This window comes from Herbaspirillum sp. 1173 (assembly GCF_031455335.1).
In the GTDB taxonomy this organism is placed as follows: domain Bacteria; phylum Pseudomonadota; class Gammaproteobacteria; order Burkholderiales; family Burkholderiaceae_D; genus Herbaspirillum; species Herbaspirillum huttiense.
Map to the genome: position 1 here is coordinate 460,728 of NZ_JAVDSP010000002.1, position 26,893 is coordinate 487,620.

General features: G+C 62.4%; 20 protein-coding genes and 1 other RNA gene. 6 read left to right on the top strand and 15 right to left on the bottom strand.

Going from position 1 to position 26,893, the window contains the following annotated elements; genetic code table 11:
- Nucleotides 1–44: 44 nt before the first annotated feature.
- The 3 genes from J2X56_RS10150 to dnaE all read right to left on the bottom strand — a co-directional run bounded on the left by J2X56_RS10150 (nt 45) and on the right by dnaE (nt 5,826).
- Nucleotides 45–836 carry a glycosyltransferase family 25 protein gene (locus J2X56_RS10150; protein WP_204725884.1) on the bottom strand — a complete coding sequence of 264 codons (792 nt, stop codon included), beginning with the start codon at nt 834–836 and terminating at the stop codon, nt 45–47.
- A complete protein-coding gene (locus J2X56_RS10155; protein WP_158601270.1) occupies nt 833–2,143 on the bottom strand; it encodes an O-antigen ligase in 1,311 nt (436 codons plus the stop codon). The genes J2X56_RS10150 and J2X56_RS10155 overlap by 4 nt, the downstream gene beginning before the upstream one ends.
- Nucleotides 2,144–2,367: 224 nt before the next feature.
- A complete protein-coding gene (dnaE, locus tag J2X56_RS10160) occupies nt 2,368–5,826 on the bottom strand; it encodes a DNA polymerase III subunit alpha (RefSeq protein ID WP_310159979.1) in 3,459 nt (1,152 codons plus the stop codon).
- A gap of 220 nt (nt 5,827–6,046) precedes the next feature.
- Between dnaE and J2X56_RS10165 the strand changes: the two genes are divergently transcribed.
- Entirely contained in the window at nt 6,047–6,928 is an 882-nt protein-coding gene (locus J2X56_RS10165; protein ID WP_034336354.1) for a sulfurtransferase, read from the top strand.
- 87 nt (nt 6,929–7,015) lie between these two features.
- Here the strand turns inward: J2X56_RS10165 and J2X56_RS10170 are convergent, their stop codons facing one another.
- Together J2X56_RS10170 and J2X56_RS10175 are read right to left on the bottom strand one after the other, a co-directional pair.
- Nucleotides 7,016–7,591: a flavodoxin family protein gene (locus J2X56_RS10170; RefSeq protein WP_008331321.1), complete on the bottom strand. Its 576-nt coding sequence runs from the start codon at nt 7,589–7,591 to the stop codon at nt 7,016–7,018.
- Nucleotides 7,592–7,708: 117 nt separating this feature from the next.
- Nucleotides 7,709–8,410: a pirin family protein gene (locus tag J2X56_RS10175; protein ID WP_310159983.1), complete on the bottom strand. Its 702-nt coding sequence runs from the start codon at nt 8,408–8,410 to the stop codon at nt 7,709–7,711.
- Nucleotides 8,411–8,559: 149 nt separating this feature from the next.
- Here J2X56_RS10175 and J2X56_RS10180 point away from each other — a divergent pair, with 149 nt between their 5' ends.
- Complete coding sequence (locus J2X56_RS10180; RefSeq protein WP_121043281.1) at nt 8,560–9,498, top strand: LysR family transcriptional regulator; 939 nt, start codon at nt 8,560–8,562, stop codon at nt 9,496–9,498.
- Complete coding sequence (gene gluQRS, locus J2X56_RS10185) at nt 9,495–10,379, top strand: tRNA glutamyl-Q(34) synthetase GluQRS (RefSeq protein ID WP_121043283.1); 885 nt, start codon at nt 9,495–9,497, stop codon at nt 10,377–10,379. Before J2X56_RS10180 ends, gluQRS begins: the two co-directional genes overlap by 4 nt.
- Nucleotides 10,380–10,403: 24 nt before the next feature.
- On the opposite strand, the gene J2X56_RS10190 is transcribed toward gluQRS, so the two are convergent.
- Together J2X56_RS10190 and J2X56_RS10195 are read right to left on the bottom strand one after the other, a co-directional pair.
- Nucleotides 10,404–11,885, bottom strand: coding sequence for a DEAD/DEAH box helicase (locus J2X56_RS10190; protein WP_209567447.1), 1,482 nt, complete (start codon nt 11,883–11,885; stop codon nt 10,404–10,406).
- Nucleotides 11,886–12,240: 355 nt separating this feature from the next.
- Nucleotides 12,241–12,924, bottom strand: coding sequence for a fumarylacetoacetate hydrolase family protein (locus J2X56_RS10195; RefSeq protein WP_034336373.1), 684 nt, complete (start codon nt 12,922–12,924; stop codon nt 12,241–12,243).
- 263 nt (nt 12,925–13,187) lie between these two features.
- Between J2X56_RS10195 and J2X56_RS10200 the strand changes: the two genes are divergently transcribed.
- Nucleotides 13,188–14,999 carry a tetratricopeptide repeat protein gene (locus J2X56_RS10200; RefSeq protein WP_134136716.1) on the top strand — a complete coding sequence of 604 codons (1,812 nt, stop codon included), beginning with the start codon at nt 13,188–13,190 and terminating at the stop codon, nt 14,997–14,999.
- A gap of 181 nt (nt 15,000–15,180) precedes the next feature.
- Nucleotides 15,181–16,185, top strand: coding sequence for a glucokinase (locus J2X56_RS10205; protein WP_134136714.1), 1,005 nt, complete (start codon nt 15,181–15,183; stop codon nt 16,183–16,185).
- Nucleotides 16,186–16,350: 165 nt separating this feature from the next.
- Here J2X56_RS10205 and ffs read toward each other — a convergent pair.
- Nucleotides 16,351–16,449, bottom strand: an RNA gene (gene ffs, locus J2X56_RS10210) — signal recognition particle sRNA small type.
- Nucleotides 16,450–16,612: 163 nt separating this feature from the next.
- Nucleotides 16,613–18,097 carry a 4-hydroxy-3-polyprenylbenzoate decarboxylase gene (ubiD, locus tag J2X56_RS10215; protein WP_134136713.1) on the bottom strand — a complete coding sequence of 495 codons (1,485 nt, stop codon included), beginning with the start codon at nt 18,095–18,097 and terminating at the stop codon, nt 16,613–16,615.
- Nucleotides 18,098–18,560: 463 nt separating this feature from the next.
- Between ubiD and J2X56_RS10220 the strand changes: the two genes are divergently transcribed.
- Complete coding sequence (locus tag J2X56_RS10220) at nt 18,561–19,559, top strand: lytic transglycosylase domain-containing protein (RefSeq protein WP_121043292.1); 999 nt, start codon at nt 18,561–18,563, stop codon at nt 19,557–19,559.
- 112 nt (nt 19,560–19,671) lie between these two features.
- Here J2X56_RS10220 and J2X56_RS10225 read toward each other — a convergent pair whose 3' ends face one another.
- The 6 genes from J2X56_RS10225 to typA form a co-directional block, all read right to left on the bottom strand.
- Nucleotides 19,672–20,853 carry a pyridoxal phosphate-dependent aminotransferase gene (locus J2X56_RS10225; RefSeq protein WP_034337122.1) on the bottom strand — a complete coding sequence of 394 codons (1,182 nt, stop codon included), beginning with the start codon at nt 20,851–20,853 and terminating at the stop codon, nt 19,672–19,674.
- A gap of 95 nt (nt 20,854–20,948) precedes the next feature.
- Complete coding sequence (nusB, locus tag J2X56_RS10230; RefSeq protein ID WP_034337125.1) at nt 20,949–21,419, bottom strand: transcription antitermination factor NusB; 471 nt, start codon at nt 21,417–21,419, stop codon at nt 20,949–20,951.
- Nucleotides 21,420–21,514: 95 nt separating this feature from the next.
- Nucleotides 21,515–22,000, bottom strand: a complete 486-nt coding sequence (gene ribH / locus J2X56_RS10235; protein WP_006465461.1) for a 6,7-dimethyl-8-ribityllumazine synthase — start codon at nt 21,998–22,000, stop codon at nt 21,515–21,517.
- 57 nt (nt 22,001–22,057) lie between these two features.
- Nucleotides 22,058–23,179 carry a bifunctional 3,4-dihydroxy-2-butanone-4-phosphate synthase/GTP cyclohydrolase II gene (gene ribBA, locus J2X56_RS10240; protein WP_310159997.1) on the bottom strand — a complete coding sequence of 374 codons (1,122 nt, stop codon included), beginning with the start codon at nt 23,177–23,179 and terminating at the stop codon, nt 22,058–22,060.
- A 93-nt stretch (nt 23,180–23,272) separates the two neighbouring features.
- Nucleotides 23,273–24,253 (bottom strand): tRNA dihydrouridine(20/20a) synthase DusA, encoded by a 981-nt coding sequence (dusA, locus tag J2X56_RS10245; protein ID WP_409025216.1) that lies wholly within the window; start codon nt 24,251–24,253, stop codon nt 23,273–23,275.
- Nucleotides 24,254–24,903: 650 nt separating this feature from the next.
- Entirely contained in the window at nt 24,904–26,745 is a 1,842-nt protein-coding gene (gene typA, locus J2X56_RS10250; RefSeq protein WP_008331395.1) for a translational GTPase TypA, read from the bottom strand.
- Nucleotides 26,746–26,893 lie beyond the last annotated feature (148 nt).

Sequence of the window (26,893 nt, forward strand, 5' to 3'; positions counted from 1 at the left end):
GGCTCTTGTTGCATGAATTCCCGCAGCGGCCGGGAAAAGGCTGGTTACCAGGTTTCCTTTTGCGTGGCCACGCGCAGGAAGGGTCGGACGAACAGCTGATAGATGAACTTCTTGTAGAGGTAGCGATGCAGGTAATACATCAGTCCGCCGCGTGGATACAGTTCCATCCGGGCCACGCGGTCAGTGTTCAGGTTGGAATCCTGGGCCAGCGTGGTGAGGCCGATGCAATAAGGCAGCAAGGCCTTGAGACGGATGAATTTCTTTTCCTTGAACCGCTCCCAGCGATCGGCTACGAGCCAGATCGGGAACAGGTTCTCCGAGAGCTTGCGCGCCGCCCCCAGCGTGAGGAAGTAACCATGCGCATTCTTGTTGCCGCCATAGGTGCTGACCAGCTTGTGGCTGTCATCGAGCTGGATCATGCGATTGCGCGAATACTTTTCCACGTAGTTCAGCATCACCACCTGTGATACCTCGGCCGGATACATCTGCGCCAGCCGCGGCAGCAGGCCGGGTACCTGGTCATTGAGACGGGCGTCATCTTCCAGCACCAGCGCGTGGGTAATGCCCTGGCGCACCATCTCGCAATACACGCCATGATGACTGAGCGCACATCCGATCTCGCCCCGGGTCAGGTCGTGCGATTCCTCGATGGCCCGTGCACGGTCGTAGCGCACGCTCAACTCTTCCTCCGACAACAGGCGGCCATCGACCGCCGGGAAGATGGTATGCGGGATCTGCAAGCGATCCAGCTGGGCCGAGATGGTCTCGCGCCGCGCCATGTCGGTGGCGAGATTGATGACGAAGCAGTGGACGGCAGGCGTATTGGAGGTATTCATGTGTTGGCCAAAGCACCGGATGGACGGGAATCAGCGGCATCGCGAGCGCTACCCTGGCGGGTGGCGGCACGCTGCTGCAGCGTGGACTGTATCAGAGGCGCAGCCAATGTCGCCAATGCGATGCAGTAGAAGGTATAGCTCAGGCCCCAGAAGAAGCAATCGGTGAGCCCGAAGATGACGTAGCCCATGATCAGCATCACGCCCCCGCCGGCATAACGGCGCAAGCAGGCATCCTCATGCCGGAGGTAGCGCCAGAACAGCACGGCCGGTGCCAGATAGGTCATCAGGATCGCCAGCAGCCCGAGCAGGCCCATGGTGGACATGTTGAACAGCACGTCATTGTGCGAATGATAGAAGCCGCTCGCGGCGGCCGGGGTGATGATCTTGCGCTCCTTCAATTCCCTCAGGCCGGCGGTGAATTTGCCGGGACCCACGCCCAGCAGCGGGTGCTCCGTGAACAGCACCATCGAACCGTGCCACAGCTGGAAACGGGTGCCCAGCGAGGTATCCAGATCGGTTCCGCTGCGAAAACTCGCGGTCTCAGTTTCAACCTGCAGGAATCTGGATTTCACCATGGGGCTGGACCAGGCCAGCACCAGGGCACCGGTCAGCAGCACTGCCGCCACCACCGTCGTCACGTAGCGCTTGTTGGGCTGCCACAAGTAGCTGGCAAACAGTCCGAGGAAAGGAATGGCGATCCAGCTGCCGCGCGCCTGCGACAGATAGGAGGCATACATGCCCGCCAGTGCCGCCACGATCCGCAGCACGCGCCAGGGCCATGATTCGGACTGCGATGACGTTGACGTAGCCACCGAGAGCATGCCCAGCAGCAGCACGATATTGGAAAAGACGATGATGGGCGCACCGTGGATGTTGTTGCGGTTCTCGCCCCCCTTGGTCGCCACGAAGATCAGGACAGCTCCCACAATGGCCCCCAGCACATAGCCCGCCTGGGCCACCTTCACCTGGCGCGGGGACAGGGAGAGCAACATCCACAGCATCAGCGGAAAGACCGCCAGCCGCGAAGGTTCATCGAAGACCTTGGGCGAATTGAAGCCATTGAAGCCCGCGCCGATCACGGTGGCGATGAACAGTGCAGCCATGCCGAGATGCACGTACCAGTAGCGCCTCATCAGTTCCTTGAACGGGACACGATGGCGGCGGACCAGGAATACGTGAACCAGCGCACAGACCAGCAACAGATAAAAACCGGCGTTGCCACCCCGCGTCATCATCAACAGGGCAGGAAAGACCAGCAACAGCAACAGTGTGACAAATGCATCGAACAAGCTGAGACCGAATTTCATACAAGTGTAATTATGAGTTATCCAAGATCGATTTTTCTTGCATCGGCCTGCGGACTGCATCGCGAGACTGCATGAAACGGCTCACGCGCTGAAGCCCGCCTGCACATCAAGCGGATCACCGGCTATCCCCCCAGACAGCCGGCAGTTCCGCCTTGCGGCCCTGCGCGCAGGGCCTGCATCGCCAGCGGAAGGGACTGCCCCCTGCGGCCGGCTTTGGTTCAGGTTCAATACTCGACCACCACCGCTTCCTTGCCAAACGAGGCCACCAGCGTCGACTGCAGGCTATCGCTGGGATTGACGCGCCAGGCATCGCCCAGCACCACTTCGCAGGCGGCATCGGACTGGCGGTATTTCATCACGAAGGGCAGGCCCTGCTCCTGGCGATGCGCGGCCAGCGTGTCACGCAGTTGGTTGGGGTCAACCGCCTTGTTGATCGACACCACCATGCGTACCCCGTACTGGATACGCGCCGCGCCCAGGTCCATGACCTTGTCGGCAGCCACCCGCAGGCCGCCGTTGAAACGGTCTTCCGACACCTTGCCCGAGACCACCAGCAGTTCATCTTCCTTGATGAGGTGCTTGAAGGGCTCGAACAATTCGTTGTAGATCGTTGCCTCGATCACGCCCGTGCCATCGTCCAGCGTGCAGATCACCAGCTTGCCGCGCTGGGTCATCTGCACCCGCACGCCGGTGATGATGCCGGCCAGGCTGCGCGGTTCCCACGAGGGTTCGAGGCTGGCGATCTTGGTGCGCACGAAGCGGCGCACTTCCTTTTCGTAAGCCGAGAACAGGTGGCCGGAGAGATAGAAGCCCAAGGCGCCCTTTTCTTCCGTCAGGCGCTGCTTGTCGCTCCAGGCCGGCACCTGCACGTATTCCAGCGGCGCTTCCAGGTCGCTGTCGTCGCCACCGAAGAGGCTGACCTGGTTGGCCGATTTCTCGGCCTGCTCGGCACTTTCCCAGGCCAGGTTGACCGAGGCCTGCAGGATGGCACGATCGACCTTGAAGCAGTCGAAGGCACCGGCGCGGATCAGCGAATCGATGGTGCGGCGGTTGATTTGCTTCTTGTCCACCCGCTTGGCAAAGTCGAACAGATCCTTGAAGGGACCGTTCTTGCGCGCCTCCAGGATGGCTTCGATGGCGTTCTGCCCGGCCCCCTTGACGGCGCCCAGGCCATAGCGGATCTGGGTGGCCTTCTTGCCCGGCTCGCCCACCGGCATGAAGCGGTAGTCGGACTTGTTGATGTCCGGCGGCAGGATGGCCAGCTTGCAGATGTCGATCGAGTCTTCGATCAGGATCTTGACCTTGTCCGTGTCTTCCATGGCCAGCGACAAGTTGGCGGCCATGAACGCGGCGGGGTGATGCGCCTTCAGGTAGGCGGTGTAATAGGACAGCAGCGCATAGGCCGCGGCGTGCGACTTGTTGAAGCCGTAGCCGGCGAACTTTTCCATCAAGTCGAAGATTTCATCGGCCTTGGCTTGGTCCAGCCCGTTCTTGGCCGCGCCTTCGCGGAACAGTTCACGGTGCTTGGCCATTTCCTCGGCCTTCTTCTTGCCCATCGCCCGGCGCAGCAAGTCGGCGCCGCCCAGCGAGTAGCCACCGATCACCTGCGCCATCTGCATCACCTGCTCCTGATAGACCATGATGCCGTAGGTCTCGGAGAGGATGCCCTCGGTACGCGGGTCAGGATAGTCGAAGGCTTCGCCGTGCTTGCGCTTGCAGAAGTCGGGGATCAGGTCCATCGGGCCGGGACGGTACAGCGCCACCAGGGCGATGATGTCCTCGAAGCGGTCAGGACGCGCATCCTTCAACATGCCTTGCATGCCGCGGCTTTCCAGCTGGAACACGGCGACCGTCTTGGCCTTGGTCAGCAGTTCGTAGGAGGGCCGGTCGTCCAGCGGCAGCTTGGCCAGGTCGAAATCGGCCATGGCCGGATCGAGCATGCGGATGTAGCGCACTGCCCGGTCGAGGATGGTCAGCGTGGTCAGGCCCAGAAAGTCGAACTTCACCAGGCCGACGGCTTCCACGTCGTCCTTGTCGTATTGCGAGACCACGCCGGAGTCGCCACCCTGGGTGTAGAGCGGGCAGAAATCGGTCAGCTTGCCGGGTGCGATCAGCACGCCACCGGCGTGCATGCCGATGTTGCGGGCGATGCCTTCGACCTGCTGGGCCAGGCCCATCAGCTGCTTGACCTCTTCCTCGTTCTCCAGCCGCTCCTTCAGGAGAGGCTCTTCCTCGATGGCGTCGGCCAGCGTGACCAGCTTGCCCGGCTTGAAGGGAATCAGCTTGGAGATGCCGTCACAGAAGTTGTAACCCAGGTCGAGTACGCGGCCCACGTCGCGCACCGCGCCCTTGGCGGCCATGGTACCGAAGGTGGCGATCTGCGAGACCGCCTCCTTGCCGTAACGATCCTTCACATACTGGATGACGCGGTCGCGGCCTTCCTGGCAGAAGTCGATGTCGAAGTCGGGCATCGAGACGCGTTCGGGATTCAGGAAGCGTTCGAACAGCAGGTTGTAGCGCAGCGGGTCCAGGTCCGTAATCAACAGGCAGTAAGCCACCAGCGAGCCGGCACCGGAACCCCGGCCGGGGCCGACTGGCACGCCATTGTTCTTGGCCCATTGGATGAAGTCCGCCACGATCAGGAAGTAGCCCGGGAACTTCATCTTGATGATGGTGTTGTTCTCGAACTCCAGGCGCGCTTCATAGCGCGGGCGCTGCTTCTCGCGTTCGGCTTCGTTGGCGAACAGTTCCTTCAGGCGCACTTCCAGCCCGGCCTTGGTCTGGGCCACCAGGAAGTCGTCAATGGTCATGCCGTCCGGCGTGGGGAAGTCGGGCAGTTGCGGCTTGCCCAGCTGCAGCACCAGGTTGCAGCGTTTGGCGATTTCCACGGTATTGGCAATCGCACCGGGCAGGTCGGCGAACAGCTCGGCCATCTCGGCCTGCGACTTGAAATATTGCTGCTCGTTGAAGCGGCGCACGCGGCGCGCATTGGCCATGATCTCGCCTTCGGCGATGCAGGTGCGGGCTTCGTGCGCGATGAATTCTTCCGGGCTCTGGAACTGGATCGGATGCGTAGCCACGCACGGCAAGCCCAGTTTGGCGCCCAGGGCCACGCTCTGGCGCACCTGCAGTTCCATGTTGGCCTGGCCGGCGCGTTGCAGTTCCAGGTAGAAGGCACCGGGGAAGATCTCGGACCAGCGGCGCGCGCAGGCTTCGGCCTGGGCCAGGTTGCCGTTGTCGATGGCCTGGCCGATGTCGCCCATGGCGGCACCCGACAGGGCGATCAATCCATTGCCGCCTTCCTGGTGGCGCAGCGCGTCCAGCCATTCCATGCGGACTTCAGCACGGCCCTTGTACTGGTTGGTGAGCCAGGCTTGGGACAATACTTCACATAGCTGCAGGTAGCCATGACGGCTTTTGATCAGCACCAGCAGGCGGAAGGGCTTTTCGCGGTCGGCGTCGTTGGTGATCCAGAGGTCGCAGCCGGCGATGGGCTTGACGCCCTTGCCGCGCGCTTCCTTGTAGAAACGCACCATGCAGAACAGGTTGGCGAGGTCGGTCACCGCCAGGGCGGCCTGTCCATCCTTGGCGGCGGCCTTGACGATGTCGTCGATACGCACCAGGCCGTCCACGATGGAGTACTCCGAGTGCATACGGAGGTGTACAAATTGCGGGGTAGTCATAGGGTAGCCATTTTACCGGAGCTTGTGCCCCTGACCGATTCCGATTGCTCCCGATTTGTGAGAAATATGAAGACTTTACACCTGCCCTTTCTGCCAGATCCTCCCGGCGTGCCTTGATCTGCATCAGAGAAGCCGCAGGCTCCGGCCAAATAACTGCGGCGAGCCGGGGTGCACGGTTATAATGCTGACGATTCAAAGACTTACAGTTGAGTACGCCATCATGCAGTCCCCGCAGACCCCCTACGTCAACATCGCCGCCTACAAGTTCATCAGCTTCGATGACACCGCTGAAAAGCGTCCGGCCTTCCTCGAAATTTGCCAGAAGAACAATCTTCGTGGCACCGTGATCCTGAGCCCGGAAGGCATCAACCTCTTCCTGGCCGGCCTGCGCCATGAAATCGACGCCTTCCTGGCCTGGCTGCGCGCCGATGCGCGCTTTGCCGATCTCACGGTCAAGGAGAGCTATTCCGAGAAGCAACCCTTCACCCGCATGCTGGTGAAACTGAAGGCCGAGATCATCACCATGAAGCATCCGCTGATCAAGCCGGAGCTGGGCCGTGCGCCTTTCGTGGAGCCGAAGGAACTCAAGCGCTGGCTGGACCAGGGCCATGACGACGAAGGCCGTCCGGTGGTGATGGTGGATACCCGCAATGGCTTCGAGGTCGATGTGGGTACGTTTGACAACACGGTGGACTACCGCATCAGCAAGTTCACGGAATTCCCGCAGGTGATCGAGGAGCACAAGGCCGATTTCGAGGGCAAGACGGTGGTCACCTTCTGCACCGGCGGCATTCGTTGCGAAAAGGCCGCGATTCATATGCAGAACATCGGCTATGACCATGTCTACCAGCTCGAAGGCGGCATCCTGAAGTATTTCGAGGATGTCGGCGGTGCCCATTACAACGGCGACTGCTTCGTCTTCGACTATCGCACCGCCCTCAGCCCGGAGCTGAAGGAAACCCAGACCGCCCAATGCTTCGCCTGCCGCGCCGTGGTCACCCCGCGTGAACAGCTGTCGCCGGATTACGTGCCGGGCAAGTCCTGTCCGCATTGCGCGCCCAAACAGCGGGCAGCGCAGGAAGCCAGCTCTGCAGCAGCCTGATTGCAGCGCGCTCTGGCAACGAAAAAGCCGACCCCTTGCGAGGTCGGCTTTTTTACATCTTCACGACTTGCGTCGATGAGATGAAGATTATTTCTTGAACTTGGCAGCCGTTTCCACCACGCGTGCACCGAACAGCTTGGCCGTTTCCAGGTCGCCCGGCAGCGGGCCTTCTTCCGGCGAGGAGTCCGACGGGCTTTGCGCCATCAGGCCCGAGAAGGAACCGACGAAGTTGATGTCATTGCGCTGGGCCGCCTTGCTGTTGGCAGGCATCAGGCCGGTACCGACCCAGATCATGCTGTGCTGCATGCCCAGCGTGAACAGGTAGTGCAGGGTCGACAGCTTGTCGCCGTTCATGGTGGCAGAGTTGGTGAAGGCGGCACCGACCTTGTCCTTCCACTTCTGGCTGAACCAGGGCTTGGAAGAGGCGTCGGCGAACTTCTTGAACTGCCAGGACACGGTACCCATGTAGGTCGGCGAACCGAAGATGATGGCATCGGCCGCATCCAGACTGGCCCATTGTGCATCGGTGATGGTGCCTTCGGCGCTGATGGCGATCAGCTCGACATCGGCACCGGCAACGCCGGCCGCGCCAGCCTGCACGGCTTCGGCCTGCTTCTTGGTGTGGCCGTAGCCGGAGTGGTAAACGATGGCAACTTTGGTCATGACGAAATTCCTTCTCTAGAGAGTGAAGTGACGCGGGGAAAGCCGCCGGTGTGATCGGTACCGGCGGGTTGCTACTACAAACTGCCTATTGCATTACTGCGTGCGGCGCGCTCGAGCTCAGCGCGGCAGGTCGAACAACAGGACTTCAGCCTTCTCGCCGCCGCTGATCTCGATGCGGTCGACCGCACTGAGTTTGACGGCATCGCCCGCCTGCAGCGCCTGGCCATTGACGCTGATCTTGCCGCGCGCTACATGTACATAGCCCAGGCGGCCTTGCGGCAGGGTGTACTCGGCCGCTTGTGCACCGTCGAACAGACCGGCGTAGAGCCGGGCATCTTGGTTCATGCTGACCGAACCTTCACGGCCATCAGCCGAGGCCACCAGGCGCAGCTTGCCGTCCTTGTCCGCGGCCGAGAAGTGCGCTTCCTGATAACCCGGCTCGGCACCGGCGCGGTCGGGCATGATCCAGATCTGCAGGAAGTGCGTGGTGCCGTCCTTGGAGTGGTTGTACTCCGAATGGCGCACGCCGGTACCGGCACTCATGCGCTGCACGTCACCGGGACGGATCACGCTGCCGTTACCCATGCTGTCCTTGTGCGCAAGTTCACCCTCGAGCACATAGGAAATGATCTCCATGTCACGGTGGCCATGGGTACCAAAGCCCTGGCCTGCGGCCACGCGGTCTTCGTTGATCACCCGCAGCGGACCGAAGCCCATGTGCTTGGGATCATAGTAGTCCGCGAAGGAAAAGCTGTGATACGAATCCAGCCAACCGTGGTTGGCGTGGCCACGATCGTTCGCTTTGCGAAGTTCCATCATGTCAACACCTCTTTCTTGAGTGGGACCAAACCGGAATTGATTTGGTCAAAATGTTTGTCGATGGCGTCACTATAGTGGCTAACTTTTATGCAGATAAGGTCTAAAATCCGTAGTGTTCGTTCAAAAAATTTAAACAAGCGGAGCAAGACGTGAACCTGACCCTGGAATCCCTGCTGATCCTTGACATGATCGACCGCAAGGGCAGTTTTGCCGCGGCCGCCGTGGCCTTGGACCGGGTGCCCTCGGCCCTGACCTACAGCGTGCGCAAGCTGGAGGATGACCTGGATGTGCTGCTCTTCGACCGCCGCGGTCACCGGGCCCAGTTGACACCGGCGGGCCTGCAATTGTTGCAGGAAGGCCGTCATCTGCTGCTGGCTGCCAGCGACCTGGAGCAGCGCGTCAAGCGCACCGCCACCGGGCGCGAAACGGAACTGCACATCGTGCTCAACAGCCTGATTCCTTTCGACAAGATGCTGCCGGTGATCGAAGCCTTTGACCGTGAAGAGTCCGGCACCCGCCTGCGCTTCACGCCCGGTGTACTGACCGGGGCCTGGGAAAAGCTCATCGAGGGCCGCGCCAACCTGGTCATCGGGGTGACCCTGGACGGGCCGGAAGTGGTGCGCACCAGCGGGCGCTTCCAGATGCAGGAGCTGGGGGCGGTGGACTGGGTGTTTGCGGTGGCCCCGACGCACCCGCTGGCCTCGGCCACCGAACCGCTGTCGGCAGAGCTGGTGCGCAGCCACCGCGCCATTGCCGTGGGTGACAACAGCCAGTCCCTGCCCACACTGACCATGGGCCTGCTGTCCGGCCAGGAAACGCTGACGGTGGCCACCGTGGCCGACAAGTTGCAAGCCCAGTTGGCCGGTCTCGGTTGCGGCCATCTGCCGCGCATATGGGCCGAGCCCTATCTCGCCACCGGTGCGCTGGTGGAAAAACAGACGCTGGCCGCCAAACCCAACGACAATTTCATGGTGGCCTGGCCCAAGGCCGAGCAGGGCAAGTCACTGAAATGGTTCATTCAGCACCTGGCACAGCCGCACGTGCGGCAATCGCTGATCGGACCGATACCCATGCGGGATCCGGCATGAGCGGCAAAGCTTATGTAGGCCGCTTCGCGCCCTCGCCTTCCGGTCCGCTGCATGCGGGCTCGCTGGTGGCGGCACTGGCCAGCTATCTGGATGCCCGCGTGCACCATGGCCGCTGGCTACTACGCATCGAAGACATCGACGAGACCCGCACCGTGCCCGGCGCAGCAGACGACATCATCGCCACCCTGGCGGCACTGGATATGCACTCTGACGGACCGATTCTGGTGCAGAGCCAGCGCAAGGCACGCTATCAGCTTGCGCGCGAGCGCCTGGGCGGACTGGCCTATCCCTGCGGCTGCAGCCGCAAGGAAATCGCCGATTCCAGGGTCGGCACGGCCAGCGATGGTGCTGCGCTCTATCCCGGCACCTGCCGCCACGGACTGGCCCCCGGCAAGACGCCGCGCACGCTGCGGCTGCGCGTGCCCGATGCCGGCCAGCCGGGCGAACTGGTGCAATTCACGGACCGCTGGCTGGGTCCGCAGGCCCAGCATCTGGCCTCGGAAGCCGGGGATTTCGTGCTGCAGCGGGCCGATGGCTTTTGGGCCTATCAGCTGGCGGTGGTGGTGGATGATGCAGAACAGGGCGTCACCGACATCGTGCGCGGGGCCGACCTGCTGGACTCGACGGCGCGGCAGATCTACCTGCAGGGCCTGCTGGGCTATGCGACGCCGCGCTACCTGCACGTGCCGCTGTTGATGAATGCGTCGGGGGAAAAGTTTTCCAAGCAGAACGGCGCCCAGGCACTGGACCTGGGCCAGCCGCTGCAAGCCTTGCAGCAGGCGGCGGCCTTTCTTGGACTGGACACGGGCGCGGCCCGCGACAGGGAAGGATTCTGGACATTGGCGCTCACCGGCTGGCGAGCGCGTTTCGGTCCGCGCTGAGAAAACGGATCAGCGCTTGCCGGATCAGCGCTTGGGCATGCCGCCCAGCAAGGCGGCGACCTTGGGCTTGGGACGGTTGTTCTTGGGCAGTTCCGGCTTGGTGGAGACGGTCTCGGTGGCGCTGGGCTCATAGGGCTTGAGGAACCAGGGATCGACCTTCTCACGGCGTCCCGACGGGGCTGCGCCGTCGCGGCTGCTGCGGCTGCGCTCGCCACGGTCACTGCGTTCGCCACGCTCGGCGCGTTCGCCGCGTTCGCTACGCTCACCGCGCTCGCCACGTTCCGAACGTTCACCGCGCTCACCCCGGTCAGCGCGCATGCGCGGCGCAAAGCCAGTCAGCTCTGCGCGCTCGAATTTCTTCTTGATCAGCTTTTCGATATCGACCAGCAGGCGCTCATCCTTGTCGCAGAACAGCGAGATGGCGTCGCCCGAGGCACCCGCACGGCCGGTACGGCCGATGCGGTGCACGTAGTCTTCGGCGTTGTAGGGCAGGTCGTAATTGATGACGCAGGGCAGTTCGGCGATGTCCAGCCCGCGTGCGGCCACGTCGGTGGCCACCAGCACTTCGATCTGGCCTTGCTTGAAGGCCTCCAGGGCGGCCATGCGCTCGGACTGGGTCTTGTCGCCGTGGATGGCAGAAGCCTTCACACCTTCGGCCAGCAAAGTGCGCGCCAGGCGCGACGCGCCGATCTTGGTATTGGAGAAGACGATCACTTGCTTCAGTTCGCGCTGGCGAATGATGAAGCTGACCGCATCCGCCTTGGCAGCTTCCTCCACCTTGTAGATGGTCTGGCTGACGTTTTCTGCCGTGGCATTGCTGCGCGCGACCTCGATGGTCACCGGGTTGTTCTGGAAGCTGGCGGCCAGCTTCTTGATCTCGGGCGAGAAGGTGGCCGAGAACAGCAGGTTCTGGCGCTGCTTGGGCAGCAGGTTGATGATGCGCTGCAGGTCTGGCAGGAAGCCCATGTCGAGCATGCGGTCGGCTTCGTCCATGACCAGGATCTGGGTCTGTGACAGGTTCACCGTCTTTTGCTGCACGTGGTCCAGCAGACGGCCCGGGGTGGCGATGACGATTTCAACGCCAGCACGCAGGGTGGCCGTTTGCGGTGCCATGTCCACGCCGCCGAAGACGACGGTGGAGCGCAGCGGGGTGAAGCGTGAATACGCCTTCACATTGTCGGCCACCTGGTCGGCCAGCTCGCGGGTCGGGGTCAGGATCAGGGCGCGCACCGGGTGGCGGGCGGGCGAGGCACTGTGGCTGGCATGGGCCAGCAGGCGCTGGATGATCGGCAGCGAGAAACCGGCGGTCTTGCCGGTGCCGGTCTGGGCGGCGCCCATCACGTCACGGCCTTGCAGCACCACAGGAATGGCCTGGGCCTGGATCGGGGTCGGATGGACGTAGCCTTGTTCGGACAAGGCTCGCAGGATATCGGGCGAAAGGCCGAAATCTTCAAAACGGACGGCAGGGGCAGCCGGTGCTGCGGACGCGGACGTGGTGTCGGACATGGTTTATTGCGAACGGTGCGACAGCGCCGCGGCAGCCGCCAGGCGGCTCCGGTGCATGGGGTGCATGCGCACGGGTTCTGATTGCTTTCTGTGTTGATGTGTTACGGGCGAACCGGCCAAACCTGCTCGGCCGGGCGCTTCGGATGATGCAAACGCTAACAACGATGCTGACCGGACGGACGACTTGCAATGCCCGGCATTCCTTGCGGAACTCCGTATTATACGCCGCATCGCCGCCGGCTTCATGACAGTTTGGTTTCAGCCCCCTGCGCCCGGTCCGGGACCGGTGCAGGAACTGGCTGCGGGAGCCTGGCCGGGACCGCCAGAAACCGGCTGCACCCGGCCTGCGAGCGCTTCAGCCGATGGTGATGTTGATGTCCGGCAAGCCGTCCACATGGCCTTGCAACTGGTCACCCTTGACCACCGCGCCCACGCCTTCGGGGGTCCCGGTATAGATCAGGTCGCCGGGGAACAGCTCCACCAGGCCGGACAGATAGGAAATGGTTTCGGCCACGTTCCAGATCAGGTCCGAAAGGTCGCCCTGCTGGCGTACTTCGCCATTGACCTTGAGCCAGACGGCCCCCTTGTCGGGATGTCCGGACTGGGCCACGGGCACGATGGGCGCGCAGGGGGCGGACTGGTCGAAGCCCTTGGCCATGTCCCAGGGACGGCCCAGCTTCTTGGCCTGGGCCTGCAGGTCACGGCGGGTCATGTCAAGCCCGACGGCGTAGCCGTAGACCAGTTCCAGCGCCTTTTCCACCGGAATATCGCGGCCACCGCCGGAAAGTGCCACCACCAGTTCGATTTCGTGATGATAGTCAGCGGTCGCGGCCGGGTACGGCACCACGGAATCGGTGGGTACCACGGCGTCGGCCGGCTTCATGAAGAAGAACGGCGGCTCGCGGTCGGGATCATGGCCCATTTCGCGGGCGTGGGCGGCATAGTTGCGGCCCACGCAATAGATGCGGCGAACCGGGAACGGCGCACCGCCGACCACCGGGACGGTGGCCTGGGCGGGGGCGGGAATGGCGAAACTCATCGGGAAGACTCCGTGGTGGCGACGTGCATGCAACTGCATGCGGTGGATGAGGAACCGGTCAATGCCGGCTTGGGTTGCGCATCAGTTGTCTGATGTCCGGCTAGTGTAAAAGAAAAGCCGCGACTCCGCTTGCGGCCCCCAGCGAGAGATATAGGTGAGATTTCGGGCTGTAATCTGCTGAATAAAACTGCGCGGATTTGGGGACACTTGCAGGTCAACTGGCTGGTATTGCGCCGGCCCCTTTCTCTGTCCAGAACAAGATCATGCACCAGCAAGCAAACGCCTCCCTCATCCTGCTGCAAAAAGCCCTGGCCCTGCATCAAAAGGGCGATCTGGCCCCCGCCGAAGAGCTCTACAAGAAGGTCCTGGTCAAGCTTCCTGATCATTTTGAGGCCAATTACCTCTACGGCATGCTCAAGCTCCATCAGGAGGACTGGGAGGCGGCCGAAGCCCAGCTGGCGCATGCCATCGAACTCAATCCCGATCACCGCGACACCTATTTCGACCATGCCGGTGCGCTGGTCCACCTGGGCCGCGATGCCGAAGCCGTACAGCGCTACGACGAGATCCTGGCGCAGACGCCGGACTTCGCCGACGCGCTGCTGGCACGCGGCACTGCCCTGCGCCGCCTCAAACGAAGCCGCGATGCCCTGGCCGACATCGAACGCGCAGCCGCATTGACGCCGGACAACCCCGATGCCTGGTTCCAGCTGGGCAACCTCCAGCACGAGTTCTACGGCTATCGCGATGCACGCGCCAGCTATGAGCGCGCCGTCGCCCTGCGCCCCGATTTCATCGAAGCCTGGTTCAACCTGGGCAATACCTGCAAGGACAGCTACCAGTTCGACGAGGCCCTGCGCGCCTACGACCACGCGCTGGAGGTGCAGCCGGACTTCTTCGAGGCTCAGTCCAACCGCGGCTTCGTGCTGTTCAAGATGCAACGCCCGATGGAAGCACTGGAAGCCTACGACCGCGCCATGGCGCTGGACGACAGCTCGCCGGACCTGTGGTTCAACCGCGGCTCGACGCTGGAACAGCTGTATCGCTTCAGCGAAGCCACCGAGTGCTACCGCCGCGCCCGCGAGCTCAAGCCCGATGCCAGCTCCGCCGCCTGGAACGATGCCCTGCTGAAACTGCGCCAGGGCGACTTCGCCAATGGCTGGCCCGCCTACGAGTCGCGCTGGGCGACCGAACAGATGCGCACGCAGGTCCGCCAATTCCTGCAGCCGCTGTGGCTGGGGCAGCAATCCCTGCAGGACAAGACCATCCTGATCCACGCCGAACAAGGCTTTGGCGACACCCTGCAATTCGTGCGCTACCTGCCCCAGGTGGCCGCTCTCGGGGCACGCGTGATCCTGGAAGTGCCACCGGCGCTGGTCCGCCTGCTGGCCAAAGTGCCGGGCGCGGCCCAGGTCATCAGCAGCGACCAGTTCATGCGTCCCGGTTTCGACTATCACTGCCCGCTGATGAGCCTGCCGCTGGCCTGCAAGTCCTTCAGCGAAGCCGACATTCCGCGCGCCCCCTATCTGCTGCCCGATGCCGACGCCTGGGCCACCTGGCTGCAGCGCCTGCCGCGCAACCGCGCCATGCGCGTCGGCCTGGTCTGGGCCGGCAGCTCGGCCCAGACGCATCCGGATGCAGTACGCATCGACGGCGAGCGCTCCCTGCCCTTCGAGGCGCTGGCTCCCGTGGTGGAACTGGCGCAGGAGCACGCACAGCTGGAATTCTATTCCGTCCAGGTTGGCGAGACCGCGGTGGCCCAGCTGCGCAACCATCCGCTGGCCAGCCATGTGCGCGATTGTTCTGCGGAATTGCAGGACTTTGCCGACACCTCCGGGCTGATCGCCAATCTCGACCTGCTCATCAGCGTCGACACCTCGGTCTGCCATCTGGCCGGAGCCCTGGGCAAGCCGGTGTGGCTGCTCAATCGCGCCAACACCTGCTGGCGCTGGCAGCTGGAACGCAGCGATACGCCCTGGTATCCGGGCATGCACCTGTTCCGCCAGAAGCAGACCGGCGACTGGAGCGAGGTCGTCGCCGAAGTGCGCAACGCGCTGCTACAACAGTTGGCCTGATGCTGTTACCATGCGCGCCGATGCGGATGAGCAGCTCATCCGCCGGAACCTGGCGCGCCGCTTCGCCTCATACCCTGTAACGCATCCGCACCAGGATCCGCCCGAACTCCATTGCAATTCGACAGGCGGCACGGCCACGCGCCCTGCCGCCTGTTGGTATGAAGAAAACAAGGACAAGACGATGCACGCCCCCACTCCCTCTTCGAGCAAGCCGCCCCACGCCGGCGGTCCGCGCCTGCTGGCCGACATCGGCGGCACCAATGCCCGTTTCGCGCTGGAAACTTCACCGGGCCATATAGAGCAAGTGCAGGTCCTGCGCGGTGCCGACTATCCGCAATTCACCGATGCCGTGCAGGCCTACCTCCAGCTGGCTGGCCAACCCGCCGTGAAACACGCGGTGGTGGCCATCGCCAATCCGGTGCAAGGCGACCAGATCAAGATGACCAACCACGACTGGGCCTTCTCCATTGAAGCGGCACGCCAGTTGCTGGGCTTTGACCTGCTGCTGGTGGTCAATGACTTCACGGCGCTGTCGATGGCCGTGCCGCAATTGCGCGCCGATGAATTGCAGCAGATCGGTGGCGGCACACCCAGGGCGGGCCAGCCGGTCGGCCTGGTTGGTGCCGGCACGGGATTAGGCGTGGGCGGGCTGGTGCGCGGCGATGGCCACTGGCTGCCGCTGGCCAGCGAAGGTGGCCACGTTGCCTTCGCTCCGGCCAATGCGCGTGAAGCGGCCGTGCTGGCCTACGCCTGGCAATTCCATGAACACGTCTCGGCTGAACGCCTGGTCTCGGGCCCCGGCCTCGAATTCATCCATCGCGCCCTGCTGGCCATCAATGGCCATCCCGCCGCCGAACTGAAGGCCGCCGAGATCGTGGACGGCGCACTCAAACAAGGCGATGCAGTGTGCATGGAAACGCTGGACCTGTTCTGCAGCATGCTCGGTACCGTCGCGGCCGACCTGGCGCTGACGCTGGGCGCGCTTGGCGGCATCTATATTGGTGGCGGGGTGGTACCGCACCTGGGCGAGTACTTCGCCCGCTCGCCCTTCCGCGCACGCTTCGAGAACAAGGGCCGCATGTCGGTGCTGACCAAGGCCATTCCGACCTATGTGATCACGGCGGAATATCCGGCCTTCACGGGTGTGTCGGCGATCCTGGCTGACCGGCTGGATCCGCACGAGTAATCAAAGGCAAGGCCGGGAGGTTTTGCGGGAGGCTGATGCGGCAAGTTCGCGTCAGCCTTTTTTCATGGCATCGCGCAATGACGATACGGCAGGGACAACATCGGAAGAGGTAAAACGAGAGGGAAGACCTGTCGGAACAACCGAAGAAGAAACAGAAGAGAGATAAGAGGCGAGCCTTGTCTGCGGCACTTGCGGGAAATGGCTGTGGCTGCTTCGTTCCCGACCTGACCAGGTTGACCATGCCACAATGCGCAGGGGCCCGCCGGGGTGCATTGTATCCCAGATCACACACTGGCCGCCAGAGAAATCATTGCAGTGCATCAGAAAGTGAAAAGCCGCGCCAATTGATTGAACAATTTACGCGGCTTTTTGCCTGAAGCTTCACTTCGGCGATGGGCGCATCCAACGGCGTGTGCGCCCTGCCCACTCAGATACCCAGGTCCTGCCAGATGGCATCGACACGTTTCTTCACATCGTCGCTCATCACGATGGGTGTACCCCATTCCCGGCTGGTTTCACCCGGCCACTTGTTGGTGGCATCGATGCCCATCTTGCTGCCCAGGCCGCTGATGGGCGAGGCGAAGTCCAGGTAATCGATGGGGGTGTTGTCCACCATGACGGTATCGCGCACCGGGTCCACGCGGGTGGTGATGGCCCAGATCACTTCCTTCCAGTCGCGGATGTCGACATCCTCATCGACCACCACGATGAACTTGGTGTACATGAACTGGCGCAGGAAGCTCCACACTCCGAACATGACCCGCTTGGCGTGGCCTGCGTAAGATTTCTTCATCTGCACCACCGCCATGCGATAGCTGCATCCCTCCGGCGGCAAGTAGAAATCGGTGATTTCGGCGAACTGCTTCTGCAGCAGCGGGACGAAAACTTCATTCAACGCCACACCCAGCACGGCCGGCTCATCGGGCGGTTTGCCGGTATAGGTGGAGTGATAGATGGCATCGCGCCGCATGGTGATGCGGTCGATGGTGAAGACCGGGAACCAGTCCTGCTCATTGTAGTAACCGGTGTGATCGCCATACGGACCTTCAAGCGCATGCTCGAATCCCGACGCGTGTTTTTCATCCGGATAGATATGCCCTTCCAGCACGATCTCCGCCGAGGCCGGCACGCGCAAATCGCTGCCCATGGCCTTGACCAGCTCGGTACGGCTGCCGCGCAGCAGGCCGGCGAACTGGTATTCGGAGAGGCTGTCCGGCACCGGCGTGACTGCACCTAATATAGTGGCGGGATCGGCACCCAAGGCCACGGCGATCGGATAGGGCTTGCCGGGGTTGGCAATGCAGTGCTCACGGAAGTCCAGCGCACCGCCGCGATGGGCCAGCCAGCGCATGATGACCTTGTTCGGCCCCAGCACCTGCTGGCGATAGATGCCTAGGTTCTGGCGCTTCTTGTTCGGGCCCTTGGTGATGACCAGGCCCCAGGTGATGAGCGGTGCGACGTCGCCCGGCCAGCAGTGCTGGATCGGCAGGCGCGACAGGTCCACCTCCTTGCCTTCCCACACCACATCCTGGCAAGGAGCGGAACCGCGTTCCTTGGGGGCCATGTCCCACAGCGACTTCACCAGCCCGCCCAGATCCAGCACATCCTTGATGCCCTTGGGCGGCTCCGGCTCCTTCAGGCGCGCCAGCAGATGGCCGATGCGGCGCAGTTCGCTGATGCTGTCGGCCCCCATTCCCAGGGCCACACGATGAGGTGTACCGAAAAGATTCGCTAACACCGGGATATTTTTCTTGTCGACCTGCTCAAAAAGGAGCGCCGGACCTTCCGCACGGAGGGTGCGGTCGGCGATTTCGGTCATCTCAAGATGCGACGACACCGGGTGCGAGACACGCTTGAGCTCACCTTTTTGTTGCAACTGAGAAATAAAATCGCGTAAATCAGTGTATTTCATACTTTTTAACAAATTTCTTTTTGCATCACAGCCGGCTCAAGTAACCCCGGCAAACGCTTGATTCTATTGATTTTTGAAGGAAGGCCACGCGCAATATGATACACAAAAGTTATAAAGAACTATTTTCATAGTATTGACTCGATATAAAGTGGCTTCTACAATGCGCCCACTCTAAACCGAAGAGGTGAGCCGTGGGCTCGTAGAGGCTTGATCGAAAACAGTCGAGCCAAGCAAGGTATCCAGGGATCCGGGGTCCCAGCAACTCAAGAAGTGTGTCCAGGGCGTCAGCCCTACCCCCCGAAACATGCCATCCGACGGCAGGGCCAGCAGGCCTCGCGGATGGCCTTGCCGTAACGCCTTGCGACGGTAACGTAATAGATTGCAGCGACGACAGTTCAGCCGTTTGGTCTTCACTTCTTGGCCAGGCGCGCCCTGTTTTTGCCGCAATAACGCAGGAGGTTCAATGTCCAACCAAGCTTCCGAGGCGCCTTTAGCGGGCACCTCGCAGATGGTTCGCCGCGTGGATTTCCGGAATCTCTCCGGGAACCCGCGCATTGCTCAATTTTTCGGCATCGCCCATCGTCTGCTGACGATTCTGGGTATCGCCGCGCTGTTCGTACTGGGCCTGATGTTCTTCAACCCCGACCTGGCCGACAAGCTGATCAGCATGTCGCCCTTCTCGGATGCTGCTGAAGAGGTCGCGGAAGCCGACGCTCCCGCCGCTCCGGCGCTGGCTGACCTGATGGCACCCACCGCACCGGTCGCTACCGTGAGCGCCCTGGCGGGCGCAGCAGCTGCCAGCTCGGTGCAGCAGGCGACGGCACCCGCACCCGCCCAGGCCCTGTCGCCTGAGGAACGCCAGTTGATCGGCAATCCGCGCCAGCAGAAGCTGGTGACCAACTGGCTGGCCAAGCGCTATCGCGTAGCCAGCGATGCTGCTGACATGCTGGTGTCGGCGGCTTACCTGACGGCGCGCGACATCAAGCTCGATCCGCTGCTGATCCTGTCGGTGATCGCCATCGAATCGCGCTTCAATCCCTTCGCCGAAAGCCCGATGGGTGCGCAGGGCCTGATGCAGGTGATGTCCAAGGTGCACCACGACAAATTCCAGGAACTGGGCGGCATCAAGGCGGCCCTCAATCCGGTGGCCAACATCCGTGTCGGTTCGCAGATCCTGAAGGAATATGTCACCCGTGGCGGTTCGGTGGAAGCCGGCCTGAAGAGCTACGTGGGTGCGGCTGACATGGCCAATGATGGCGGCTATGGCATCAAGGTGCTGTCCGAATACCAGAACCTGAAGCAAGTGGCGATGGGCAAGAACGTCTCCATCTACACCACGGCCACCGTCAAGCTGCCGCCGGCCTCGGGTGTGTCGGCCAGCGCCGATCAGCCGAAGCCAACGGCCAACAACGTAGCCTCGGCGGCCAAGCCCAAGACGGAAGAACAACTCGCTGCCCTGTAAGTAATATGGTTTATGCAGATCGGCGTGTTGCGATGTGAATATTACCGGTATTCAGAACGCATGAAAAAAGGAGCCCTCGGGCTCCTTTTTTTGCGTCTTCTCGTTCCGTGCTTCAGGCCGCCTTGCGACGTCCGTCGAAGAACACACGCAGACGCGCTACGGCTTCCTGCAGCTTTTCCATCGAGGTCGCATAGGACAGGCGGATGTAGCGGCGCGCCGTGAAGGGCCCGAAATCCAGCCCCGGCACCAGCACCACACCGGCCTCGTTGAGCATGTCCAGGCTGAGCTGGTCGGCATCGTCGGACAGCGCGCTGCAATCAGCATAAACATAGAAGGCACCGTCGGGAACGACCGGTACCGTGAAGCCCAGGCTTTCCAGCGCCGGCACGATGTAGTCGCGGCGGCGCTTGAACTCGGCCTTGCGTTCTTCGTAGATGGCCAGGGTCTCGGGCGTAAAGCAGGCCACGGCGGCATGCTGGGCAATCGAGGATGCACAGATCAGCAGGTTCTGCGCCAGCTTCTCGACCTGCGGCACCAGGGCCGGCGGCAGCACCAGCCAACCCAGGCGCCAGCCGGTCATGTTGAAATACTTGGAGAAGCTGTTGATGACCACCACGTCCTCGCCCAGCGACAGCGCCGAGAACGGCGCACCTTCATAGGACAAGCCCTGGTAGATCTCATCGACGATGGTAAAGCCGCCGCGCTGGCGTACTTCGCCCAGGATTGCGCGCAACTCATCAGGTTCGATGGACGTGCCGGTGGGATTGGAAGGCGAAGCCAGCAGCACGCCGCGCGTCTTGTCACCCCAGTGCTCGCGCACCATCTGCGCCGACAGCTGGAAGCGATGTTCCGGCCCGCTGGCGATGAGCTTGGCGCGTCCCTCGAAGGCCGCCACGAAATGGCGGTTGCAGGGATAGCTGGGGTCGGGCATCAGGACTTCGCTGTCGCGCTCCACCAGGGCGGCGCAGGCCAGCAACAGCGCGGCCGAGGCCCCGGCGGTGATGACGATGCGTTCCGGCGCGATCTCCAGGCCGTAGACGCTGCGATAGTGCTGCGAGATGGCCGTACGCAGGGCCGGCAGGCCGGTGGCCGAGGTGTACTGCATCTTGCCTTCGGCCATGGCGCGGGTAGCGGCCTCGACCACGGCGGGCGGGGCGGTGAAATCGGGCTCGCCGATGCCCATGTGGATCAGGTCACGTCCCTGCTGGGCCAGGATATCGGCCTTCTTGGACAATTCCATCACGTGGAAGGGAGCGATGTGCTGCAAACGTGAAGCAAGCTGGTTCAGGTTCATGCGCTAATTCCAGACAACATGGGCAAAAAAGACAAGACGGCGACCGCCTCTGCGATGCCGTCCAAAAAACGAGCAAAGCGCCGGCACGGAGCCGGTCAGCGGCGACCGGCCGCTTCCACTTCGGTGGCGCGAGCCTGAGCCGCGAAACGGTCCAGCACGCCGTTGACGTACTTGTGGCCATCGATGCCGCCGAAGGACTTGGTCAGTTCAACGGCTTCGTTGATGACCACCTTGTAGGGGATCTCGATGTGGTTCTGCAGCTCGTAAGCACCGATCAGCAGCGCGGCGTGTTCCACCGGCGACAGCTCCTTGATGGGACGGTCGATCAGTGGCTCCAGCGCTGCACGCAGCTTTTCGGCGTCACGGATGGCACCGGTGAGCAGAGTATCGAAGTGTTCGGCGTCGGCCTTGTCGAAACCGTGGGCTTCGCGGATGTGGGCTTCGATGGCACCCGCGTCCTCGTGGTTGAGCAGCCACTGGTACAAGCCCTGCAACGCGAACTCGCGCGCGCGGTGGCGCGGGGTGCGGTTCTTGTTCGAATTGGCGTGTGGAGTTTTGTTCGACATGATGAATGCGGCCTGAGCCTTGGATAACTGAAACAAATGAATGCGAGTGCCGGCGGGGGCGGCAGCGGGATGTGCATCCCGCCACTGCCCGTGAATTATTCTTCTTCGGTGGCCTGGCCGAGTTCTTCCAGCACGATGGACAGGTTGGCCATCTCCACCGCCACGCGGGCCGCGTCAGCGCCCTTCTCGGCCATGCGGACTTCGGCTTGCTCGTCGTTCTCGGTGGTCAGCACGGCGTTGGCGATGGGCAGGCCGAAATCCAGTCCGATGCGGGTGATGCCGGCACCGGATTCGTTGGAGACCAGCTCGAAGTGATAGGTCTCACCGCGAATGACGGCACCCAGGGCGATCAGGGCGTCAAACTGTTCGGTCTCGGCCATCTTCTGCAGCGCCAGCGGGATTTCCAGGGCCCCCGGCACGGTCACGTGCAGGATGTCCTCGTCGGCCACGCCGAGGTGCTTCAGCTCAGCCAGGCAGGCGGCCAGCAGGCCGTGGCAGACGTCTTCGTTGAAGCGCGCCTGGACAATACCGATGCGCAAGCTCTCGCCATTGAAGTCTGGTTCATAGGTTCCGATGGTCATGGCTGTTCCTTCTTGATAGGTTGACTTGCGTAATTCTTAATATCTGGGGCTGGACGCTCACGCGCCTTCGCGCGCCTGGTAACCAGTCACTTCCAGCTGGAAGCCGGTCATCGACGGCATCTTGCGCGGGCTGGCCAGCAGCTTCATCTTGCACACGCCGAGATCCCTCAGGATCTGCGCGCCGATACCATAGGTGCGCAGGTCCATGCGGTCGGCGCGGCTGGGCTTGGCGGCCTCGGGCGTGCCGACCTTGTTGAGTGCGCCGAACTGGTCGAACATCTGCTGCGCCGATTCTTCACAGTTGAGCAGCACGATCACGCCGGACTCGGCTTCCTGCACCGCCTGCATGGCGGCGGCCAGGTTCCACGAGTGGGTGGTCACGCCGGCCTCCAGCAGATCCAGGATGGAGACCGGCTGGTGCACGCGCACCAGGGTTTCGCGGCCCGGCTGGATGTCGCCACGCACCAGCGCCAGATGCGCACCGCCCGAGGGGGTGTCGCGATAGGCGATGGCCTTGAAGCTGCCGTGGGCCGTCTGCATCTCGCGCTCGGCCAGGCGTTCGATGATGCTTTCGTTGCGGCTGCGGTAATGGATCAGGTCGGCGATGGTACCGATCTTCAGATTGTGTTTTTCGGCGAACTCCAGCAGGTCCGGCAGGCGCGCCATGGTGCCGTCATCCTTCAGAATCTCGCAGATCACGGAAGCAGGCGTCAGGCCGGCCATGGCAGTGAGGTCGCAACCAGCTTCGGTGTGGCCGGCGCGCATCAGCACCCCGCCCTTTTGCGCGCGCAGCGGGAAGATGTGGCCCGGCTGCACCAGATCAGACGGCTTGGCGCCCTTGGAGGCGGCTACCTGGATGGTGCGCGCGCGGTCGGCGGCGGAGATGCCGGTGGTCACGCCTTCGGCGGCCTCGATGGAGACGGTGAAATTGGTACCGTAGGGCGTGCCGTTGCGAGTGGCCATCAGCGGCAGGTCGAGCTGGTCCACGTGTTCTTCGGTCAGCGTCAGGCAGACCAGGCCACGCGCATGCGTGACCATGAAATTGATGGCTTCGGGCGTGACGAAGTCGGTGGCCAGCACCAGGTCTCCTTCGTTTTCGCGGTCTTCTTCATCGACCAGAATCACCATGCGGCCGGCACGGAGTTCGGCGACGATTTCTTCGGTTGTAGCAAGTGGCATGTTCGCGCTCTTTTCCCAATTGGAACCCGCTATTTTAAAGGATTGCGGGCCTCTTCCGCTGGCCAATTACGCCAATCCGGCGATTCAGGCCATTCAACCGATTTGCGCCGCCTGGGCCGCCTGCGTGCGTTGCAGCGCTTCCAGCAACAGAGCCGGGTCGCCCAGGGCCAGGCGCTTGGAATCCGACAAGGTCTGGCGGAAAGCACGCGCACCGGGCATGCCCGCCAGCAGGCCCAGCATGTGCCGGGTGATGCTGTTCAAACGCAGGCCGCGGCCATTGTCACCGTGCAATTGCAGCTGGCGCTTGATGTAGGGCAACATGGCCTCGATCACCTCGGCCCGGCTGGGCTGGCGGCCGCCGTCCAGATCACCGTAGTAGCGGGCATCGAAGGTCGCCATCAGATAGGGGTTGTGATACGCCTCGCGGCCCAGCATGACGCCGTCCACATGCTTCAAATGCTCATCGATCTCGGGCAGGGTCTTGATACCGCCGTTGATGAGGATTTCCAGCTCCGGGAAATCCTGCTTCAGCTGATAGGCGTAGTGATACTTCAGCGGCGGGATCTCGCGATTTTCCTTGGGACTCAGGCCCTTCAGGATGGCATTGCGGGCATGCACGATGAAGGTCTTGCAGCCGGCCTCGGCGATCTGGCCGACGAAATCGCGCACGAAGTCATAGGATTGCACGTCATCGATGCCGATGCGGTGCTTCACGGTCACGTCGATGGAGACCGCATCCTTCATGGCTTTGACGCAATCGGCCACCAGCGTGGGCTCGCCCATCAGGCAGGCGCCGAAAGCCCCCTTCTGGACGCGCTCGGACGGGCAGCCGCAGTTCAGGTTGATCTCGTCATAGCCCCATTGCTCGCCCAGTTTGGCGCTGTGCGCCAGGTCGGACGGCTCGCTGCCGCCCAGCTGCAGGGCGACCGGATGTTCCTGCTCGTCGAAATCCAGATGGCGCGGCACATCCCCATGCAGCAGCGCACCGGTGGTGACCATCTCGGTATACAGCCAGGTGTGGCGGGTGATCTGGCGATGGAAGACGCGGCAGTGGCGGTCGGTCCAGTCCATCATCGGAGCGACCGACAGCGTACGCGGAGGCAGGGCTTTCTTCATAAACTGACGAAATGCTTCATTCAAGGTTCTGGGATGCGCACCGGAAAGCGGATGGCAGGTGGCTATGCGGCGCAGGAGACGAAGGAAGGTTCACATCCCCCTCCTGGCGCCCGGGATCAGCCGCAGCGGCAAATAGAAAGCCCGCAAGGCTTGCGCATTGCGGGCTGGTGTCCCCTCTATCCTCTTCGAGATAGGATTTTTCGTACAACGGACACGATTCTGCACCACAATCCGGCAGCCGTCATTTCGCAATGCACAAAAACAGCGCATCGCAAACGATCTTGGACAAACGTTCATCTCACACACCGGTGAACGGAAGCAAACAGCTTCATTTCCCCCCGCCCGGCAGGCCTGACACCCACAGCAGCAAGCCTTCGCGCCGAGCGGCAAAAAAAAAGCCCACAACCGAAGTTGCGGGCTTGAATCCAATTCTTTAGGAGGAAATTGGAGGAGACAGGTGTAACTATATGGCAGTGCATCATGGCTGTCTGCTTTTTTATGCTGATATCAGTTATTCACCAACCAGATATCACCACCAGCCCAGCCTGCCATTTCCCGCTCTCCACTACTGGCAGTCCATTCACGGACTGCCCTTCCCTGCTACCGAATCAAATGGATTCTTCGCGCGACGCCTTCTTGCGCTCGTGTTCCTTCAGGTGACGCTTGCGCAGGCGGATGCTCTTCGGGGTCACTTCGACCAGTTCGTCGTCTTCGATGAATTCCACCGCGTATTCCAGCGACAGTTCGATCGGCGGCACCAGGCGCACCGCTTCATCGGTACCGGAAGCGCGCACGTTGGTCAGCTGCTTGCCCTTGATCGGGTTCACGACCAGGTCGTTGTCACGCGAGTGGATACCGATGATCATGCCTTCATACACCGGGTCGTTGTGGCTGACGAACATGCGGCCGCGATCCTGCAGCTTCCACAGGGCGTAGGCCACGGCAGCGCCGTCGTCCTGGGAGATCAGCACGCCGTTGCGACGACCGGCCAGTTCACCCTTGGTGGTATCGACCGGCTTGTAGTCGTCGAAGACGTGGCTCATCAGGCCGGTGCCGCGGGTCAGGGTCATGAATTCACCCTGGAAGCCGATCAGGCCACGCGCCGGAATGTGGTATTCCAGGCGCACACGGCCCTTGCCGTCCGGTTCCATGTTCTGCAGGTCGCCACGGCGGCGGCCCAGTTCTTCCATGACGCCGCCCTGGTGGGTTTCTTCGACGTCGACGGTCAGGTTTTCGTACGGCTCTTCGCGCACGCCGTCAACCATGCGGAACACCACGCGCGGACGCGAGACGGCCAGCTCGAAGCCTTCACGGCGCATGTTTTCGATCAGGATGGTCAGGTGCAATTCGCCACGGCCCGACACTTCGTAGGTCGAGTCGTCGTTCTCGGCCTGCACCACGCGCAGGGCCATGTTGGACTTCAGTTCCTTTTCCAGGCGGTCGCGGATCTGGCGGGTGGTGACGAACTTGCCTTCGCGGCCAGCCAGCGGCGAGGTGTTGACCATGAAGTTCATGGTCAGGGTCGGTTCATCCACCTTCAGCATCGGCAGGCCGTTGGGGGCATCCGGCGCACAGATGGTGGAGCCGATGCCGATTTCTTCGATACCGTTGATCAGCACGATGTCGCCAGCCAGGGCTTCATCGACCAGCACGCGCTCCAGGCCCTTGAAGGTCAGCACCTGGTTGATGCGGGCCTTGGTCGGCTTGTCTTCCGGACCATTCATCCACACCACGTCCTGACCGCCCTTGACGCGGCCAGCCAGGATACGGCCGACGCCGATCTTGCCGACGTAGGAAGAATATTCCAGCGAGGTGATCTGCAGTTGCAGCGGCGCGTCCGGGTCATCCTTGCGGGCCGGGACGTACTTCAGGATGGCGTCGAACAGCGGCTCCATGTTGCCTTCGCGCGTTTCCGGATCCAGGCTGGCGTAGCCGTTCAGGCCCGAGGCGTAGATCACGGGGAAGTCCAGCTGCTCTTCGGTGGCGCCCAGCTTGTCGAACAGTTCGAAGGTGGCGTTGATGGCCCACTCGGCGCGTGCGCCCGGACGGTCGATCTTGTTCAGGACGACGATGGGCTTCAGGCCCAGGGCCAGTGCCTTGCGGGTCACGAAACGGGTCTGCGGCATCGGGCCTTCCTGCGCATCCACCAGCAGCAGCACCGAGTCCACCATCGACAGCACGCGCTCGACCTCACCGCCGAAGTCGGCGTGGCCCGGGGTGTCGACGATGTTGATGTGGGTGCCCTTGTATTCCACCGCGCAGTTCTTCGACAGGATGGTGATGCCGCGTTCCTTTTCGATGTCGTTGGAGTCCATCACGCGGTTGTCCACTTGCTGGTTGTCGCGGAAGGTGCCGGACTGACGCAGCAGCTGGTCCACCAGGGTGGTCTTGCCGTGGTCAACGTGGGCGATGATGGCGATGTTGCGAATTGCGCGGATATTGTTTGACATGGTGAATGTGGTTGGGAATGCCGAATCTCGGGAGGCGCGCATTATAGCATGTTGCGACGCATGAACTTTGGAAAAACCTGTGTTATCAACGGCTTGCCGAGCCTTGCGGGCTACCCCGCAAGGCTCGGCTGCGAGCCGTTTGACGCTA